The sequence below is a fragment of the Streptomyces sp. NPDC029139 genome (genome assembly GCF_055564335.1).
In genome coordinates this window covers 104,367-121,545 of the sequence record NZ_JBVHWN010000003.1, presented here as the reverse complement: position 1 = coordinate 121,545, position 17,179 = coordinate 104,367, and the positions used below count along the sequence as shown (strand labels likewise).

The window sequence follows — 17,179 nt, the reverse complement described above, 5'->3', positions numbered from 1 at the left end:
AACGACGGGTCACCTCCACGCACGACCGCGTCACCCTGCCGGCCACGGCCACGGGCCCCGGCGCCGGCCGAGAGCCTCGAACGGCGCCCGGACCCGAAGCTGTGGCTCAGCAAAGCAGACACCGCCGACAACACATGCCTGCTCGCCGTCCGGGTGACCTGACCGCATGCCCGACCGAATGTCCCGCCACCCACGCACACGGAGAAAGCAGGGAGTATGCCGCGTAGAGAAGTGAACCTGGACGTCGACGTGGAGGTCCGCGCCGCCGACACGGCGGTGGTGTCCGTCAGCGGCGAACTCGACATAGAGACCGCCGCTCTGCTCCATCACCATCTGGCCGACCAGTTCCGGTACGGCCGTCGTCACCTCGTTCTCGATCTCTCTTCGCTGGGCTTCATGGACTCGTCCGGCCTGAACATCCTGATCAGGGCGGCGCGGGACGCGCGACAGGCCGGGGGAGACCTCCACCTCGTCGCGCCGACCCCGGCCGTGCGACGCATTCTGGAGATCACCGGTCTGACGATGACGACGCCCCTGCACGCCGATGTGGCGGAGGCGCTCGTGGCGGCGGGCCACACGGGTTAGACGACAGAAGGTGCGGTTCCGCGGTGGGTGGGACCGCACCGGTCAGAAGAGAAGCGGGGACACGTGGACGAGATCACCATGGTCGAGCAGGCGCTGCGCCGGGCCGCTCCCCACATGCTGATGACCGTGGTGGAGGAGGCTCTGCGGGAGCACTACGGCGCCCGGCGGGTGGAGCTCCGGCTGGCCGACTACGGACTGCGATCGCTCCAGCTCGTCGAACGCCTGCCTCTCACGACCACGCCGGTACTGATCCACGACAGTCCACAGGGCCGTGCCTTCGGTGCTCAGGAGCCGTACGTCACCCGAGACGCCGATTCCGTCTGCGCGCACCTGCCGGTCACCATCAGAGGGGACCGGATGGGTGTCCTCACCGTGGCCATGCCGGCGGATCGTGACCCCGCACCCCTGCTGCCGGACCTCCAGCACGTCTGCGAGGCGCTCGGCCACGAGATCCTCGTGGCCGAGCGGGACACGGACCTGTACGTCCTGGCCCGCCGTGCGGCTCGGCTGACGCTGGCGGCGGAGATGCAGTGGCAGCTCCTTCCGGGTCGCTCCTGCGCCCGTCCCGAGTTCGCCCTCGGCGCCCACCTGGAACCCGCCTACGCGATCTTCGGTGACAACTACGACTGGTCGGCCTCGGCCGACCATCTGACCCTGACGATCACCAACGGCATGGGGGAGGGCATCGAGGCGGCCCTGCTCACCAACCTCGCGGTGAACGCCCTGCGCAACGCGCGCCGCGCCGGCCTCGACCTCGCGGACCAGGCGGCGCTGGCCGACCAGGCGGTGTACGCGCAGTACCACGGCAATGCGTACGTCTCCGTGCTCCTGTTGCGTTTCGATCTCGACACCGGCGCGGTCGAAGCGGTGGACGCCGGCTCCCCGCGCATGTGGCGGCTGCGGGACCGTTCCGTCGAGCCAGTCCCGTTCGAGGCGCAGCTCCCCCTCGGGATGTTCGAGGATTCCGTGTACATCCCCCAGCGCTTCACGGTGCGCCCCGGTGACCGGCTGTTGTTCGGGAGCGACGGCGTGTACGACGCCGCCTCACCCGAAGGAGAGAATTACGGGGACCGAGCGCTGTCCCGTGCGCTCACCGCGACCAGGCTGCTGCCCCCCACGCAGGTGCCGGGCGCGGTCCTGCGCGAACTCGCCGAGTACCACGGGAACAAGCCGCTGGACGACGACGCGCTCGTCCTCTGCCTCGACTGGCGCGGACGCGGCCCCGCCGCGTCCCGTACAGCCGCCGACCACGATCGGTAGAACGAACCCGCCGCTCTCACCAGCAGGAATCCGGTCGTGCCCGCCATCTCGGGTGCGGACGGTATGGAACGGGCAAGGAAGGGAAAATGCGCAGGACGGGGCGCCCAGCACGGCGCGAGCCGGGTGAGGGAGGCAGATCGATGGCGGACGCGATCACGACGCAACGTGCGACACGAGAACCCGCGCTGTGCGCGAGTGTGGACTACGGCGGAGGAGACGCCGACGACGGCATGGTCGCGTCCGCTCGTGACTTCACCGCGGACTTCCTCGGCGCCGCACCGGCCGTGGGACGCGCGCGGGTGACCCAGGAGCGGGTCGACCTCGCGCGTCTGGTGGTCAGCGAGCTGGTGACCAATGTGGTGCGCCACGCGCCCGGGCCCTGCCGACTGCTGCTCGAACTGTTCGAGGGCGCGCTGGAGATCTCGGTGTTCGACCATGTGGAGGCGTCACCCGTGCCCCGTGGTCACGACCCCGCCCGCGTCGGCCAGCACGGAGTCGAGATCGTCGTCGCCATCTGCGAGAGCGTGAGTGTAGAACCGCATCCACGGGGAAAGCGGGTCAGGGCCCGCCTTTCCCTCGTCTGACCCGCCAGGACCGGGGTCCGGGAACCCGCCGGGCAGGGGGAGCGGCTCGCCGCGGAAACGTTTGAAATGAAGAGGCATGCTGTCGCAGGGACGGGGTAGGCGAGCCTCTCACGAGACAGCTTGCCGACGGACGAAGGAGTCATCAGAGTGCTGACTACGGTGTCGACGGAGACGAGGACCGGGGCCGGAACGACGGTGGGGGGCCTGCCCGTGCTCGAGGCTCCCCGCAAGGTCGCGCCGAAGGACGCACGCGAGCTCTCGAAGCTCTTCTTCGACAAGATGGCGGTACTGGAGGAAGGAACCCCCGAGTACCAGTACGCGCGCAACACGCTGATCGAGATGAACATGTCTCTCGTGCGCTACGCGGCCGGCCGTTTCCGGGCCCGCGGCGACGAGATGGAGGACATCGTCCAGGTCGGCATCATCGGTCTGATCAAGGCCATCGACCGGTTCGACATCTCCCGTGAGGTGGAGTTCACCAGCTTCGCCGTCCCGTACATCGTGGGGGAGATCAAGCGGTTCTTCCGCGACACCTCCTGGGCGGTCCACGTACCGCGCCGGCTGCAGGAGGCCCGCGTGGAGCTCGCCAAGGCGACGGAGGAGCTGAGCTCCCGTCTCGGGCGGGCGCCGAGCGTGGCGGAACTCGCGACCCTGATGAACCTCTCCGAGGACGAGGTGATCGAGGCGCGTGTCGCCTCCAACGGGTACAACTCCACGTCGCTGGACGCCGCCGTCGGCGGAGAGGGCGAAGACGGTGACGCCGCGCTCTCCGACTTCATCGGAGTGGAGGACCCGGCGCTCGAGCTCTTCGAGGACTTCCACACCCTCGCGCCCCTGCTGGAGGAGCTCGGCGAGCGCGACCGGCTGCTGCTGCACCTGCGGTTCGTCGAGGAGCTGACGCAGTCGGAGATCGGCAAGAAGCTCGGTGTCTCCCAGATGCAGGTGTCGCGTCTGCTCTCGCGCAACCTGGAACGCCTGCGCAAGGGCATGCTGGACCCCGTGGAGGGGTGACCCCCCACGAGAACGGAACGGCCTCACCAACCCCCTTCTGGTGAGGCCGTTCCGCTGGCGAGATGGCGACAGAGGACGGCGAACGGGGGCACGAGGTGACCGAGACGAGCACGACCCGCTCCCACGCGGGCGATGTCGCGGGCGAAGCCCTGCGTGCCGCGGTGGAGTTCTGGGGTGCGGACGGTGCCATCGCGGCGGCCCGGGACTTCACGACCGCGTTCCTGGAGCGCTCCCACACCCCTGGCATGCCCTGCCCGCCCGGCGTGGTCGACGCCGCCCGCCTGGTCGTCAGCGAACTGGTCACCAACGTCGTGAAGTACGCTCCCGGTCCCTGCCGCATCGAACTCGCGCTGCAGCCGGACGCGTTGGAGATCTGCGTCCACGACACCCACCCCGTCACCCCGGTCGCCCGGCCGCGCGACCCGGACAGGCTGGGCCAGCACGGGATGGAGATCGTGCTCGCGATCTGTACCGGCCTCGAGATCGAGACGGCGCCCCACGGCAAGCGGGTCCGGGCGCTGGTTCCCCTGGTCTGAGCGTCACCCCTGTTCCGTGGATGCCCCGCCGGTGACCCGGCCTCGCCGGAGTCCGCCTACGCGCTCCGGCCCTCCTCGATCCACGGACGAAGCTTCTCCGGATTTCGGACCGCCCAGATGCGACTGATGCGGCCGTCGACGAGGCTGAACGCCGCCACGGTCACGGTGACGCCGGTGTGCTGCGCGACCAGCCCCGGCCGGCCGTTGACCGTTCGCTCCAGGAGCGTCAGCCCGGGGGCCTTGCCGGCGATGTGGACCAGGTAGTCGGCGATGCGCGCACTGCCCTCGACCGGGTGCAGGACGGTGCCGACCAGGCCGCCGCCATCGGCGATCATGGTGGCGTCCGGGTCGAGGAGGTCGACGAGGGCCTCGATGTCCTTGGCCTCCCACGCCTCCCTGAACTGCCGTACCACCGAGGCGTGTCCGGGCACCGGGGCCGCCGAAGTCCGCGCGCCGCCGACACGCCGACGAGCCGAGGACGCCAGCTGGCGGCAGGCCGCGGGCGTCCGCCCGACGATCTCGGCGATCTCCGCGAAGGGGTACCGGAAGACGTCGTGCAGGATGAACGCCACCCGCTCCGCCGGCGTCATCGACTCCAGCACGACCAGGAAGGCCATGTTCACCGACTCGTCCAGGGCGACCAGGTCGGCGGGGTCGGCCGGCTCGGGACTCCCCCCGTTCGCCCGCCCGCCGATCCACTCCGTACGGTCGGGCACCGGCTCGGGCAGCCAGGCGCCGACGTAGCGCTCGCGCCGCACCCGCGCCGAACCGAGCACGTCCAGGCAGATACGGCCGGCCACCGTCGTCAGCCATGCCCCCGGCGACTCGATGGCCTCCTGCCGGCGCGGCGGCAGCGCGTACCAGCGGGCGTACGTCTCCTGCACGGCGTCCTCGGCCTCGGCCAGCGAACCGAGGAGGCGGTACGTGAGGTTGATCAGCCGGCGTCGCTCGCCGACGACCGCGCCCGGGCCCCGACCCGGCTCGTACGGGGCATGCCCCGTCTCGAACGACGTACTCATGTGCGCGACCGCCCCCTGGTTGTTCCCGTCCGCTTCCCCACCGGACGGTGAAGCCCTGTGCGCCGCCGCACCTTTCGCGGGCCCGCGTCGCCGGACGGTCGAGACATTACCGATCCACCGGTGCGAGGCAGGAGAGGGGACCACTCCCGCGCCGGTCACACACTGCCGAGGAGACCGTCGAGCGGGGCCGGCACCCGGCCGGGTTCGAGGGCCTCCACCAGGAGGCGGCCGTACCGGATCTTCCGGCCCTTCTTCGTGCCGAGGAAGCGCCGCATCTGCTGAGGCCGGGGCCGTCCGTGCTGGGCGGGCTGGTGCAGGAAGGTCTGCCAGGCACGCAGGTCGCCCTCGGCCCGGATGATCTCCTCGATCCTCGCCGTGCCCAGCGCGCGGATGAGTTCGTCCTCCAGGTCCGCCACGCAGACGAAGAAGTCCCGTCGCGGCGCCCCGGCCCGCTCCAGACCGCGGTCGTAGAAGGGCCGCTCCCGCTCGTCACAGAGCCCCGTCAGGCGCAGGCCGAGACCGGGCGGCCCGAGGAGACCGGCGTAGCGGGCGATGTTCATCGCCCCGCCCATCGGCACGACACCGACCCCCTCGGCGGCCAGGTCGCGACCGGTCCGCTCGGCCAGCGCCTCCACCGCCGCGAGGTCACTCAGCCCCTCCAGGAGCACCACCGTCCGCAGCCCCAGTCGCCCCGCCAGATCACTCGCCGGGTCGCCGGGACCGCCGGCCGCCCAGCGGCCGACCGCGTGCGGGAACGCCCCCATGTCTGTCATGGAGCGAGTCTGCACGTCCACTGACCTGCACGGCACGCGATTTACGCCGGCCGGCCGCGAGCCACCGTGGGCCGGATCCCGCACGCGATCCGCGCGCCGCACTGCCCGGCCGGTTCGCGAACGCCTGCCGGACTCCCGGCTATCCGGCGCTCACCCGCCCCGCCGCGGGGCCGCGCGCTCAACTCCCCGCCGCACCGAACCACTTGGGGAGCACGCCCAGCAGGTCCCGCTGGTCGTCACCGACCCACACCACATGTCCGTCCGGCCGCAGCAGCACCGCGGGCACGTCCAGTTCCTCACTGACGTCGACGACGTGGTCCACCCGGTCCGCCCAGCCCTCCACCGAGAGCCCGCCGGTCAGGTCGAGCAGCAGACCGCGGCCGCCGCGCATCAGCTCGTAGAGTCGCCCTCGCTTCAGCCGCACGTCCCGCAGCCGCCGCCCCAGCAGCTCGTGACCCTCGCCGAGGTCGTAACGGACGTCGACCCCGGTGATCATCCCGGTCACGTACTGGTTCACCTCGTCGAAGTCCATCAGCTTCGACAGCAGCTCCCGCAGCGCGGTCGCGCCCGGATCGGTTCCCAGCAGCGTCATCTGCGCGCGGGTGTTGTCGAGCACGCGGGAGCCCACCGGGTGCCGTTCGGCGTGGTACGTCTCCAGCAGTCCTTCCGGCGCCCAGCCGCCGACCTCGGCGGCCAGCTTCCATCCGAGGTTGAAGGCGTCCTGGATGCCTAGGTTGAGCCCCTGCCCGCCGGTCGGCGGGTGGATGTGCGCCGCGTCGCCTGCCAGTAGCACCCGACCGACCCGGTAACGCTCGGCCTGCCGGGTGGCATCGCCGAACCGGGAGAGCCAACGCGGCGCGTGCACACCGAAGTCGGTGCCCGCGAAGGCCCGCAGCCGCTGCTTGAACTCCTCCAGGTCCGGCGGGGTGTCACGGTCCTCGACCACGTCCTCGGCGGGCACGACGACGCGGTACGTCCCGTCGTCGTTGGGGATGACGCCGAAACGCAGTTGGGTCTTGCGGACCTCCGCGACCACGGCGGCAACGGTCGCCGGATCCTCGGTCATCTCCATGTCGCCCAGCAGCGTCTCGACCGTGGCGGGCTCGCCGGGGAAGGCGACACCGAGCTGCTTGCGCACCGCACTGCGGCCGCCGTCGCAGCCGACGAGGTAGCGCGAGCGCAGACGCGTGCCTCCCCCGCCGGCCACACCCTCATGGGCGGGGGAGCCCCCGTGCGCCAGCTCGACGGTCACCCCGTCCTCCTCCTGGCTCAGCCCGACCACCTCGCAGCCGCGCCGGATGTCGGCGCCCAGCTCGAGAGCGCGCTCGGTGAGAAGCCGTTCGGTGACCGGTTGCAGCGTGGACAGGCCGTACGGGTGAGCCGTGTCCAGACCGTCCGGCCACGGCTTGTGGATGCCGCCGAAGAATCCGCCGATCCGGAACTTCTCGCTGACCGCCAGGAATCGGTCCAGCAGGCCGCGCTGGTCCATCATCTCGACACTGCGCGCGTGCAGCCCGCGCCCGCGGGACTGCTCCGTCGGGGCGGTCAACTTCTCCAGTACGACCACGTGCACGCCGTGCAGACGCAACTCGCAGGCCAGCATCAGGCCGGTCGGTCCGCCGCCGACCACGATCACGTCAATCATCAGAACGCCCTTCGCGAAAGAGGGATGCCGGCCGACCGCGTCATGCCGCTCCAGCCTCGGGCGGCACGCCATTTCCGCAGGTCCGCGGCTTTGGCCGCCCATTCTGCGGCGCCCCCGGGGCCTTGCCGCAAGCCCCCCGGTGCGCTATATGTTGAGAGTGGCAAGGAGCGCGTGACCTCCTTGCCTTTGTCTTTTCCCTCCCAAGAACCCGCACCCGGGAGGCCGCGGCACGCGGTCAGCGATCGGCCACGCGGACGCGGAGGACGTACGGCTGTCCGGTACTGATCGCCTCCGCCTGTTCGCGGAGGTCCGCCGCCGTGAACCCGAGCGGCGCCCGATCGGCGGCCGCGCGCAGCAGAGGCAGGATCTCCCCGAGGGGGCGACCGCGATGCGTCGCGGCGAGCTCGGCGAAGGCCCGCTGGTACGGGGCGTCGTACGCGCTCGCACTGTCGGCCAGCAGCCGGTCGAGGTACTGCCGGTCCACGCTGATCTCACCCATGACCGCTCCCGCGCTCCAGGGGCCGGCACAGCCCGGCCCTCGTCTCCGACGCTACGAGCAGGGTCTGACAGTCAGGACGAACGGACCCTCCTGACCGACCGCGTCGGTCACGGGCGGCTCGATCGAGCCGGAACGCTTCCCGGCAGGGACCATGGCGCGCCTGAACCCTTCCCGTGGGGAGCCGGGAAGGGGTCGGCGTGGCCCCGCCCGCTCGCAGTCGCGGGCGGGGCCAGGCGCGATCCCCCTCGGGGGTCCAGCGAGGACCGCGTACCGACACCCTGCCACCGGCTGTCGAGCGGGCGACAGAGTCGTGCACGAAAGAACCGAAGTCATATGCCTCAGCCACGCCGACGGATGTACGCCTCCAGCTCCGCGGCCCCGGTCAGCAGGGCCAGCCCGCGCGCGGACAGCCGGCCGTGCCAGTCGCCCAGCGCGGCCTCCAGCGGCTCCAGCCCGCCGACCGCCCGCACCTGGGTGATCAGCGGGGCGATCTGCTCCAGCAGGTAGCCGCCCCGCCGGAGCTGGTGGGCCAGGCGGGCGTCCCGTACGTCCGCCTCGTCGTAGACGCGGTACCCGGTCCGCGGGTCGCGGCGCGGGCGCACGAGACCGGCGCGTTCCCACGCGCGGAGCGTCGCGGGCCGGATTCCGAGCTTCCCCGCCAGCGGACCGATGAACGTGCCGCCGGCCCCCGGCAGGGCGGCCGGCCCGGTCACCGCCGTCGGCTCCAGGTCGCGCAGGGCGCTCTCCACGGCCCGCAGAGTCCGCCGGTCGTCGAGGAGTTGGGCGTGGCTCTCGTCGACGAGTCGCAGCGCCTCGTCGACCGCGCCCTGGTTCACGGCCCGCATGATCGACGTCGCCGTCCGGTGGCCGTGGCCGGGCACCAGGGCGAGAAACGCGCGCAGAGCCCGCGCGTGCAGCGAGGTGTAGGTGCGGTAGCCGTGGGGTGTGCGGGCGGCGGCCGGAAGGATGCCCGCCTCCTCGTAGTTCCTCACCGCCTGGGTGGACAGACCGTGCCCGCGCGCCAGGTCGACTGGCCTGAGCCGCTCCCGGCTTTGAAGCTTCTGCGCCATATCGCTGAGGGTATCGCTCCAAAGTTTCAATCGAAGCTTCAACGATACGGTTGAGGCCATGGCTACCGACATCAAGGACACCGTCCAGCCCGTCGACGCTGCGGCCGTCATGAGACTGCTCCCGACCCGCCCCAGACTGCTCGCCCTGGGCGAGCCGACGCACGGTGAGGACGTTCTGCTGGACCTGCGCAACGAGCTCTTCCGACAGCTCGTCGAGCAGGAGGGCTACCGGACGATCGCGATCGAGAGCGGCTGCCTGCGGGGCCTGGTCGTGGACGACTACGTCACCTCCGGCGCGGGCACCCTCGACGAGGTCATGGAGCATGGATTCAGCCACGGCTGGGGCGCCTCCGCGGCCAACCGTGAACTCGTGCGCTGGATGCGCGCCTCCAACCGCCGCGCCGACGAGGAGGGCCGGCCCCCGTCCGACCGGCTCCGGTTCGCCGGCTTCGACGGCCCGCTGGAGATCACCGGCGCCGCGAGCCCCCGCGAGGCCCTGACCGCACTCCACGGCTACCTCGCCGCGCAGGTGGACGCCGGCCTGCTGCCCTGCGCCGCGGACACCCTCGACCACCTGCTCGGCAGCGACGACCGGTGGACCGACCCCGGCGCGATGAGGGACGCGTCGCGGTCCGTGGGGCAGTCGGCCGAGGCCGGCCGATTGCGCCTGCTCGCCGACGAGCTCGCGGAACTGCTCGCCGAGCAGACGCCGCACCTCGTCGAGGCGACAGGCCAGGACGACTGGGAACGCGCCCGCCTGTACGCGCGCACCGCCCTCGGCCTGCTGCGCTACCACCACTGGATGGCCGACACCTCACCGGCCCGCCTGACCCGGCTGGTGGGCGTACGGGACCGGATGATGGCCGACAACCTCCTCGCCGTCGCCGCTCGGGGGCCGGCACTCGTCCACGCGCACAACGCGCACCTCCAGCGGGTGAAGAGCTCGATGCGGATGGGTGGGACGCCGCTGGAGTGGTGGGGCGCCGGTGCGCTGGTGAGCGCCCGGCTCGGTGAGGAGTACGCCTTCGTGGCCACGGCCCTCGGCACGATCCGGCACCAGGGGGTGGACGCGCCGCCTCCGGACACCGTCGAGGGACTCCTGTACGCGCTGCCGGCGGACCGCTGTGTCGTCGACGCCCCGCGCCTGGCCACCGCCCTCGGTGACACGCCTCCCGCGCCTCGCGTCTCGCCCTGGTTCGGCTACGCCCCGCTTGACCCGCCGCACCTGGCGAGCAGTGACGGGCTCGTGTTCGTCAAGGACGTTCCGCGGAGCTGAGAAGGTCCCGCCTCGTCGTCACGGGGGACGGGCGAGCAGAACCGGCGTGCGTTCAGGCGAGGGCGTCGACCGCCCGGGCGAAGACGCGGGGCAAGCGGGCCGCGGTGGGCACGATCAGGTCCGCGAGGCGTGGCTGCCGACGGGCCCCGAGCAGGCCGTGGGTCAGGAGGCGGTGCCGGAAGGTCGCCCGTCGCCAGGCGGTCTCGTAGGAGCCGGGTGTGCCTCGACGCAGCTGGTCGACCAGCACCCGGGCGCCGGCGAGAGCCAGGGAGACGCCCTCGCCGGTCAGCGCGTCGACGTACCCGGCCGCGTCGCCCACGAGCAGGACCCGGCCGTGTACGCGCGCACGCACCCGCTGTCGCAGGGGACCCGCGCCGCGCACCGAGCCGACCGCCGCCCCGGAGGAAACGAGCGTCGTGAGGTCGGGGAAGGCGGCCATCTGCTCGTCGAACGGCGCCCGCCGCGAGGTCAGCAGCGCGACGCCCAGCAACCGCGGGCCGAGCGGCGTCAGATACGCCTCGCCGTACGGGCCCCAGTGGACCTCGACGTACGAGGACGGCGGCTCGACGGCATAGTGCCGCCGCAGGCCGTAGCGGGAACGGACCGGGCTGGTCACCGCGCCCAGGCCGAGGGAGCGCCGCACGGGCGAGTGCAGCCCGTCCGCCGCGACGAGCCAGCGGGCCCGTACGCCCGTCGCGCTCTCCCAGACGCCCGTGGCGTCCTGGCGCACCTCCCGTACACGCACAGGCAGGACGGACACTCCCGCGGCGACGACAGCGGTGTGCAGGGCGGCGTGCAGGAGCGTGCGCCGGACGCCGAGGCCGTGGCCCCGCCGGAACTCGGCCTGGGCGTGGTGCGGCCCCTGCCGGTAACGGATGCCGGCGATCGGATGGCCCGGCACCTCCACGCCCAGGGCGCGCAGCTCCCGGACCGCCCCGGGCATCAGCCCCTCACCGCACGCCTTGTCGATGGGCGCGCCGCGCGGCTCCGCCACGACGACGTCGAACCCCGCCCGCGCGGCGTGGAGCGCGGTGGCCAGTCCCGCGGGGCCGCCGCCCGCGATCAGCAGGTCGGCCCTGCGGCTCACGCCGCGACCGCCCGGCCCAGGGCGGCGTCCTCGCACCGTACGCGGACGCCGAGCAGCGCCGCGTTGGCCACGGTGAAGACGGCCGCGGTCAGCCACCCGGAGTACACCAGGGGCAGCGCCGCGATCTCGGCCACGACCGCGACGTAGTTGGGATGGCGCAGGAAGCGGTAGGGACCGGCCCGCACGAGACGGGCACCGGGGACGACGATGACACGGGTGTTCCAGTACGGCCCCAGGCTCATGACGCACCACCAGCGCAGGGCCTGGGCCAGCAGGACCACGACCAGCATGGTCCAGCCGAGCGGCGGCACGAACGTGCGGTGGCCCAGCCACGGTTCGATCAGGCAGCTCGCGAGCAGGGCGGTGTGCAGGGCCACCATGACCGGGTAGTGGCCGCGGCCGTACTCGACACCGCTGCGGGCCAGGGTCCAGGCGGCGTTGCGTCGAGCGACGACGAGTTCCACGAGACGTTCGCCGGCGACGGCACCCACGAGCAGGGTGTACCACAGCATGATCCTCGGCCTTTCACCAGCGCAGCAGGACGAACTCGATACAGAAGCCGGGCCCCATGGCCGTCATCAGACCCCATGACCCGGGGGGTGGAGGGGTGTCGGTGGTGACCTCCTCCAGGATCCTCAGCACCGAGGCGGAGGACATGTTCCCCGAAGCGGCCAGGGCCCGTCGGGCCGAGTCGAGGGCGTCATCGGGAAGGTCCAGCGCCTGCTCCACCGCCGTGAGGACGCGCGGGCCCCCGGGATGACAGATCCAGGCACCGATGTCGTCCGGCGTCAGGCCGTGCGCGGCGAGAAAGGCACGGACGTCGGGGCCGAGGCGAGTGGCCACGAGGTCGGGGATGCCCGCGTCCACCACCGGCCGGAACCCGCTGGCCCCGATCTCCCAGCCCAGGAGGTGTTCGGTGTCCGGATAGAGCAGGCTACGGGTGGCCACCACCGCGGGCCGACGCGTCCGGGCGGGTTGCCCGGGTCGGTGGTCCTCCCGGCGTCCGGCGTGCGCGACCACCGCCGCCGCACCGTCACCGAACAGGGCGCCGGCCACGAGGTTGGCCCGTGACGCGTCGCGCTGCTGGAGGGTGAGCGAGCACAGCTCCACGCTCAGGAGCACGGCGACGCCGCCGGGATGGCCCCGCAGGTAGTCGTGGAGGCGGGCGAGACCGGCGACCCCCGCGACGCATCCCAGGCCGAACACCGGGATCCTCTTGACGTCCGGCCGCATGCCCATGCGCGACGCGAGCCGGGCGTCGAGCGAGGGCGCGGCGATCCCGGTGATGGACGTGCACACGAACAGGTCCACGTCGGCGGGCGCCGCGCCTGCGGCTTCGAGCGCCCCGGACAGCGCGGCCTCGCCGAGCTCCAGGCCCGCCGCGAGCCACGCCGCGTTCGTCTCCCCGAAGTCGCCGAGGGACGCATAGCGTTCGAGCGGCAGGGCGAGGTGCCGCGTCCGCACCCCGGCCGAGCCGTGCAGCCGTCGGAGCAGGCCACGGTCGGACCCGGGCGCGAGACAGAGATCGCCGATCGCCTCCGTGAGCTCGTGCTGGGCGTACCGGTGCTCCGGGAAGACGGAACGGACCGCGGCGACGACGCTCGTCCGGCCGACCGGGGCAAGGGGGCCGGACGGGTGGCCGGGGTCGACCGCGCCGGCCACCTCCACCGGGTCGACCACCGTGGCCGGAGCCGGGGAGGACGAGATTTCGGCCGGATCCGGTGGGGCTGCGACCGGGTCGGCCGCCGGGGGAGAGGCGAGCACGACGGGACCGGCCGTGGGGACACGCATTCCCAGAGACTCCTCGCGTCCGGTCACGGGACTACCTTGCACCCGTGTCTCTATACCCCTCTACCGTGCCGGTGCGCGCGACACACCGGTCGGCCGCGCTGCTGCGCTCGTGCCACCCGGAGCCGACGCTCGCCGTGACCGTGTTCGTCACCGCCCTGGCGGCCACGTCGGGGCGGGGGCTGAGCGGCACGGCGGCGGTGGCGGCGGCGGTGCTGGCCGGTCAGCTGTCGGTGGGATGGTGCAACGACGCGGTCGACGCGGCCCGGGACACCGCAGCCGGCCGTACGGACAAGCCGGTCGCGGCCGGCGCCCTGGCGCCGCGGTCGGCCGCCGCGGCGGCCGCGGCGGCCCTGCTCGTCTGCGTGCCGCTCTCCCTGCTCAGCGGCGTGGCGGCGGCGCTGGTCCACCTCACGGGTGTGGTGGCCGGGGGCTGGGCGTACAACCTGGTCCTGAAGCGCACCGCGCTCTCGCCCCTGCCCTACGCCGTCGGCTTCGCGTCGCTGCCGGCCTTCGTCACGCTCGGTCTGCCCGCGCATCCGTGGCCCGCCTGGTGGGCCGTCGTGACCAGCGCGCTGCTCGGCGTCGGAGCGCATGGGCTGAACGTGCTCCCGGACATCGAGGACGATCTCGCGGCGGGCGTCCGCGGGCTGCCGCAGCGCCTCGGCGCCGTGGTCGGCCGCCGGCTCGCCCTGGCCGTCCTGCTCGCCGCCGTCGCGGTCGTGACGGTGGGACCGCCGGGGCCCCCGGGAACCTCCGGCTGGGTCGGCGCGGCGGCCGCGGGATGCGCCGCCGTCGCGGGTACGGCCGTGAGGTGGCGCGAGGGGAGCCGGTGGCCCTTCCGCGCCGCCGTCGTGGCGGCGGGCATGGTCGTCGCCCAACTCCTGGCGCGTGGGGGCGACCTGAGGTGACGGCACACCGCTGGGGCGTCGTCCTCCGGGCGCTGTGCTCCGGCGCCTCGGCACGGCGGCGATCGGCGGAGAGCCGCCCGGTCCCGGGGGGCCACGCGGCCGGACCGGGGGCCGGAAACAGACGTGAGGACCGGGTGCCGAGGGGCACCCGGTCCTCAGCCCTCCGGCAGGGTCAGATCGACGCGGGGAACCGCTGCCAGACGCGGTGCCCGCCGAGCAGTTCCGTGAGCCGGGTCAGCACCTGCCGGGCGTCGTCCTCCATGACCACGCCCGGAGCGTCGGCGGGCAGGCGCGCCGCTTCCAGGGCGGTCGCGGCCTCCGCCGTCGCTCCGATGGCCTTTCCATGGCGGTACGCCTCGTCGAGCAGGAGCAGCACGCGCGGGTCGACCGTCGGCGAGTCGGACGCGATGTGGCCGGCCTTGGCGTCCCGTACTCCTTGCGCGTCCAGGCCGGGTGCCGGGCTCGCGGTCAGCAGGAGGGCGTCGAACTCGGTCGACCGCGCGGTGGCGAAGGTCCGCTGCACGGCCAGCGCCTCTCCGTCGGCGTCGAGCGTGCCGCCCGCGGCGGCGACGACCAGGGGGAGCGCTCCGGCGGCCTCGGCGGCTTCGAGCACCGGACGTACGCCGTCCAGGCCGGCCGCCTCGTCCACGACGACCCCGACGACGCGTCCGTCGAGCGGCCACGTGCCGCCCAGCTGGGAGAGCGCCGGACTGGGCTCGACGTCGGTGAACGGCACCGTCGCCGGCGGAATCGGCAGACCGAGTCCCGCCGCCACGCCCTCGCAGAGCGTGGGGTCGATGTTGGCGAGAACGGTCAGCGCCCGCTCCTTCACGGCCTGTTCGTAGCACTTGTTCAGCTCGAAGGTGTAGGCCGCGATGATGTGCTCCCGCTCCGTCGGGGTCATGCTCCGCCAGAACATCCGGGGCTGGCTGAAGTGGTCCGAGAACGACTCGGGCGCCTCGCGCCGCTTCGTCGAGGCGGGCACCGGGACGGGGCTCTCGATGTACGCGGCGTTGTCGGCTCCGGCCAGGAACGGACAGCCCCCGTCGAGGGAGTTGGGGCGGTAGGGCGCCACGCCGGTGTGGACGGCCGTCTGGTGCATGCCGTCCCGCAGCATGTCGTTGACCGGGGCGTGGGGGCGGTTGATGGGCAGCTGGGCGAAGTTGGGGCCGCCGAGCCGGCTGATCTGGGTGTCCAGGTACGAGAAGAGACGTCCGGCCAGCAGCGGGTCGTCGGTGATGTCGATGCCGGGCACCAGGTGGCCGGGGTGGAAGGCGACCTGCTCCGTCTCGGCGAAGAAGTTCTTCGGATTGGCGTTGAGGGTGAGCAGTCCGATGGGCTGCACGGGAGCCAGTTCCTCGGGCACGATCTTCGTCGGGTCGAGCAGGTCGATGCCCTCGAAGGTCTGCTCAGGGGTGTCGGGGAAGGTCTGGATGCCGAGCTCCCACTGCGGGAACGCGCCCGCCTCGATGGCGTCGTAGAGATCCCGGCGGTGGAAGTCGGGGTCCATGCCCCCGACGATCTGCGCCTCTTCCCAGACCATGGAGTGCACGCCGAGCCGCGGCTTCCAGTGGAACTTGACCAGCGTCGTCCCGCCGTCCGCGTCCACGAGACGGAAGGTGTGGACGCCGAAGCCCTCCATCATCCGGTAGGAGCGGGGGATGCCCCGGTCGGACATGTTCCACAGCGTGTGGTGGGTGGCCTCGGTGTGGAGGGTGACGAAGTCCCAGAAGGTGTCGTGGGCGCTCTGCGCCTGCGGGATCTCCCGGTCGGGATGGGGCTTGCCCGCGTGGATGATGTCCGGGAACTTCACGGCGTCCTGGATGAAGAACACCGGGATGTTGTTGCCCACGAGGTCGAACGTCCCCTCGTCGGTGTAGAACTTCGTCGCGAAACCGCGGGTGTCCCGGACGGTGTCGGCGGACCCGCGGGACCCGAGCACGGTGGAGAACCGTACGAAGACGGGGGTCTCGACCTCCTCGGCGAGGAACGCGGCACGGGTCAGCCGGCTCGCCGTCCCGTAACTCCGGAAGACGCCGTGCGCGGCCGCGCCGCGCGCGTGGACAACCCGTTCGGGGATGCGCTCATGGTCGAAGTGCGTGATCTTCTCGCGCAGATGGTGGTCCTGCAGCAGTACGGGGCCGCGGCTGCCGGCCTTGAGCGAGTGGTCGCTCTCGTAAAGCCGGGTGCCCTGCGCGGTCGTCAGGTAGGCGCCGCTCTGGGACGACCTGGCGGGGTCCTCGCCCGTGGCCTGACCCGTGGGGCCGACCGTCTCCGGGCCGCGCTGGTCCGGCTTGGGCGGCAGCGGGCCGTGCGGATCGGTCGGCTCGGCCAACGACGACGGCTCGGTACCGGGGCGCCCGGGCACGGGGTCCCGGTTCTGTGCCGTGTCGCGGTCCTGCGCCGGGTCCCGGTCCTGAGCCGTGTCGCGGTCCTGCGCCGGCCCTTCGGGGCTCGGGTTCGCGGTCATGGAGCCTCTCCCTTCATGGCGTGAAACCCGGACCATCGGGTTTCGCCCACGCGGTTACCCGGAATCCCGCTCGGTAACGGAGGCGAATGTCGACGTTCCGCACGTAGAAGCGCCCGGGCTCCGGGGGTCGGAGGCCGGGCGCCTGCGGGCGGGTCAGTCGTCGCCACGGACGATGTGCCGCTCGGGATCAGCGGCGGCAGCGCCCTCCGACTCGTCCGGCGACGTCCCGTCCGGACCGGTACGGGCCGCCTGGTGAGTGCACAGGGTGCGGTCGTGGCTGATCATCTCGTCGGCAGGGGGAAGGTCCATCCGCGCATTCATCGCGGGCATCTCCTCGTTCCGAGCCCGGCCCGGCAGCCGGGCGGTTTCAACCTGGCGACTGCCCACGCCCGCTGTGATCACTCATGAGCCGCTGCGGAACCGCCGCCTTCCACTGCGGTGAGTAGCGCTGCTGGACGCCGGGCGCGGTTCACCCGGACGGAGCAATCCCGAGGGCGGTCCGTCAACGGCCGGGAGAGGCTGGGCGGGACGTGTGGAAGGCCCGCCGTCCGCACGGCCCGGCCCCGGGCGGCGGCCTCGTTCTCTCCGGAGAGGATCCCCTCCGCCGAGAGGAGATCACCATGGCGATGTCGCTCGCACGCTGCCGGCAGCGCGCCGGCCCGACC

General features: G+C 72.6%; 17 protein-coding genes. 7 read left to right on the top strand and 10 right to left on the bottom strand.

The genetic code is table 11. From position 1 onward, the window contains the following. Window positions 1-216: 216 nt before the first annotated feature. The 5 genes from ACZ4VW_RS08380 to ACZ4VW_RS08360 all read left to right on the top strand — a co-directional run bounded on the left by ACZ4VW_RS08380 (window position 217) and on the right by ACZ4VW_RS08360 (window position 3,976). Window positions 217-585, top strand: a complete 369-nt coding sequence (locus ACZ4VW_RS08380; RefSeq protein WP_467959834.1) for an STAS domain-containing protein — start codon at window positions 217-219, stop codon at window positions 583-585. A gap of 63 nt (window positions 586-648) precedes the next feature. After that, a complete protein-coding gene (locus tag ACZ4VW_RS08375; protein ID WP_467959832.1) occupies window positions 649-1,845 on the top strand; it encodes a PP2C family protein-serine/threonine phosphatase in 1,197 nt (398 codons plus the stop codon). Window positions 1,846-1,985: 140 nt separating this feature from the next. Further along, window positions 1,986-2,429, top strand: coding sequence for an ATP-binding protein (locus ACZ4VW_RS08370; RefSeq protein WP_467959830.1), 444 nt, complete (start codon window positions 1,986-1,988; stop codon window positions 2,427-2,429). Window positions 2,430-2,624: 195 nt separating this feature from the next. Continuing rightward, the gene (locus tag ACZ4VW_RS08365; RefSeq protein WP_467960789.1) at window positions 2,625-3,440 is read left to right on the top strand and encodes an RNA polymerase sigma factor SigF; all 816 of its coding nucleotides are present in this window, start codon (window positions 2,625-2,627) and stop codon (window positions 3,438-3,440) included. 62 nt (window positions 3,441-3,502) lie between these two features. Next, entirely contained in the window at window positions 3,503-3,976 is a 474-nt protein-coding gene (locus ACZ4VW_RS08360) for an ATP-binding protein (protein ID WP_467959828.1), read from the top strand. Between the two features lie 56 nt (window positions 3,977-4,032). Here ACZ4VW_RS08360 and sigJ read toward each other — a convergent pair whose 3' ends face one another. The 5 genes from sigJ to ACZ4VW_RS08335 form a co-directional block, all read right to left on the bottom strand. Further along, window positions 4,033-4,995, bottom strand: a complete 963-nt coding sequence (gene sigJ / locus ACZ4VW_RS08355) for an RNA polymerase sigma factor SigJ (protein WP_467959826.1) — start codon at window positions 4,993-4,995, stop codon at window positions 4,033-4,035. Window positions 4,996-5,150: 155 nt separating this feature from the next. Next, window positions 5,151-5,768 (bottom strand): TOPRIM nucleotidyl transferase/hydrolase domain-containing protein, encoded by a 618-nt coding sequence (locus ACZ4VW_RS08350; RefSeq protein WP_467959824.1) that lies wholly within the window; start codon window positions 5,766-5,768, stop codon window positions 5,151-5,153. 178 nt (window positions 5,769-5,946) lie between these two features. Beyond that, a complete protein-coding gene (rox, locus tag ACZ4VW_RS08345) occupies window positions 5,947-7,413 on the bottom strand; it encodes a rifampin monooxygenase (RefSeq protein WP_467959822.1) in 1,467 nt (488 codons plus the stop codon). A 235-nt stretch (window positions 7,414-7,648) separates the two neighbouring features. Continuing rightward, the gene (locus tag ACZ4VW_RS08340; protein WP_467959820.1) at window positions 7,649-7,912 is read right to left on the bottom strand and encodes a hypothetical protein; all 264 of its coding nucleotides are present in this window, start codon (window positions 7,910-7,912) and stop codon (window positions 7,649-7,651) included. A gap of 338 nt (window positions 7,913-8,250) precedes the next feature. Beyond that, window positions 8,251-8,982 carry a TioE family transcriptional regulator gene (locus tag ACZ4VW_RS08335; RefSeq protein ID WP_467959818.1) on the bottom strand — a complete coding sequence of 244 codons (732 nt, stop codon included), beginning with the start codon at window positions 8,980-8,982 and terminating at the stop codon, window positions 8,251-8,253. Window positions 8,983-9,040: 58 nt separating this feature from the next. Here ACZ4VW_RS08335 and ACZ4VW_RS08330 point away from each other — a divergent pair, with 58 nt between their 5' ends. Further along, window positions 9,041-10,258, top strand: coding sequence for an erythromycin esterase family protein (locus ACZ4VW_RS08330; protein ID WP_467959816.1), 1,218 nt, complete (start codon window positions 9,041-9,043; stop codon window positions 10,256-10,258). A 52-nt stretch (window positions 10,259-10,310) separates the two neighbouring features. On the opposite strand, the gene ACZ4VW_RS08325 is transcribed toward ACZ4VW_RS08330, so the two are convergent. The 3 genes from ACZ4VW_RS08325 to ACZ4VW_RS08315 are packed head-to-tail and all read right to left on the bottom strand — an operon-like array spanning window position 10,311 to window position 13,136. Further along, a complete protein-coding gene (locus ACZ4VW_RS08325; RefSeq protein WP_467959814.1) occupies window positions 10,311-11,345 on the bottom strand; it encodes an NAD(P)/FAD-dependent oxidoreductase in 1,035 nt (344 codons plus the stop codon). Beyond that, entirely contained in the window at window positions 11,342-11,857 is a 516-nt protein-coding gene (locus tag ACZ4VW_RS08320; RefSeq protein ID WP_467959812.1) for an isoprenylcysteine carboxyl methyltransferase family protein, read from the bottom strand. Before ACZ4VW_RS08320 ends, ACZ4VW_RS08325 begins: the two co-directional genes overlap by 4 nt. Window positions 11,858-11,870: 13 nt before the next feature. Next, window positions 11,871-13,136, bottom strand: coding sequence for a type III polyketide synthase (locus ACZ4VW_RS08315; RefSeq protein WP_467959810.1), 1,266 nt, complete (start codon window positions 13,134-13,136; stop codon window positions 11,871-11,873). A gap of 65 nt (window positions 13,137-13,201) precedes the next feature. On the opposite strand from ACZ4VW_RS08315, the gene ACZ4VW_RS08310 reads away from it, so the two are divergent. After that, window positions 13,202-14,044: a UbiA family prenyltransferase gene (locus ACZ4VW_RS08310; protein WP_467959808.1), complete on the top strand. Its 843-nt coding sequence runs from the start codon at window positions 13,202-13,204 to the stop codon at window positions 14,042-14,044. A 172-nt stretch (window positions 14,045-14,216) separates the two neighbouring features. On the opposite strand, the gene ACZ4VW_RS08305 is transcribed toward ACZ4VW_RS08310, so the two are convergent. Continuing rightward, on the bottom strand, window positions 14,217-16,514 hold the full coding sequence (locus ACZ4VW_RS08305) for a catalase (RefSeq protein WP_467959806.1): 2,298 nt from the start codon (window positions 16,512-16,514) through the stop codon (window positions 14,217-14,219). Between the two features lie 153 nt (window positions 16,515-16,667). After that, on the bottom strand, window positions 16,668-16,823 hold the full coding sequence (locus ACZ4VW_RS08300) for a hypothetical protein (protein WP_467959804.1): 156 nt from the start codon (window positions 16,821-16,823) through the stop codon (window positions 16,668-16,670). Window positions 16,824-17,179 lie beyond the last annotated feature (356 nt).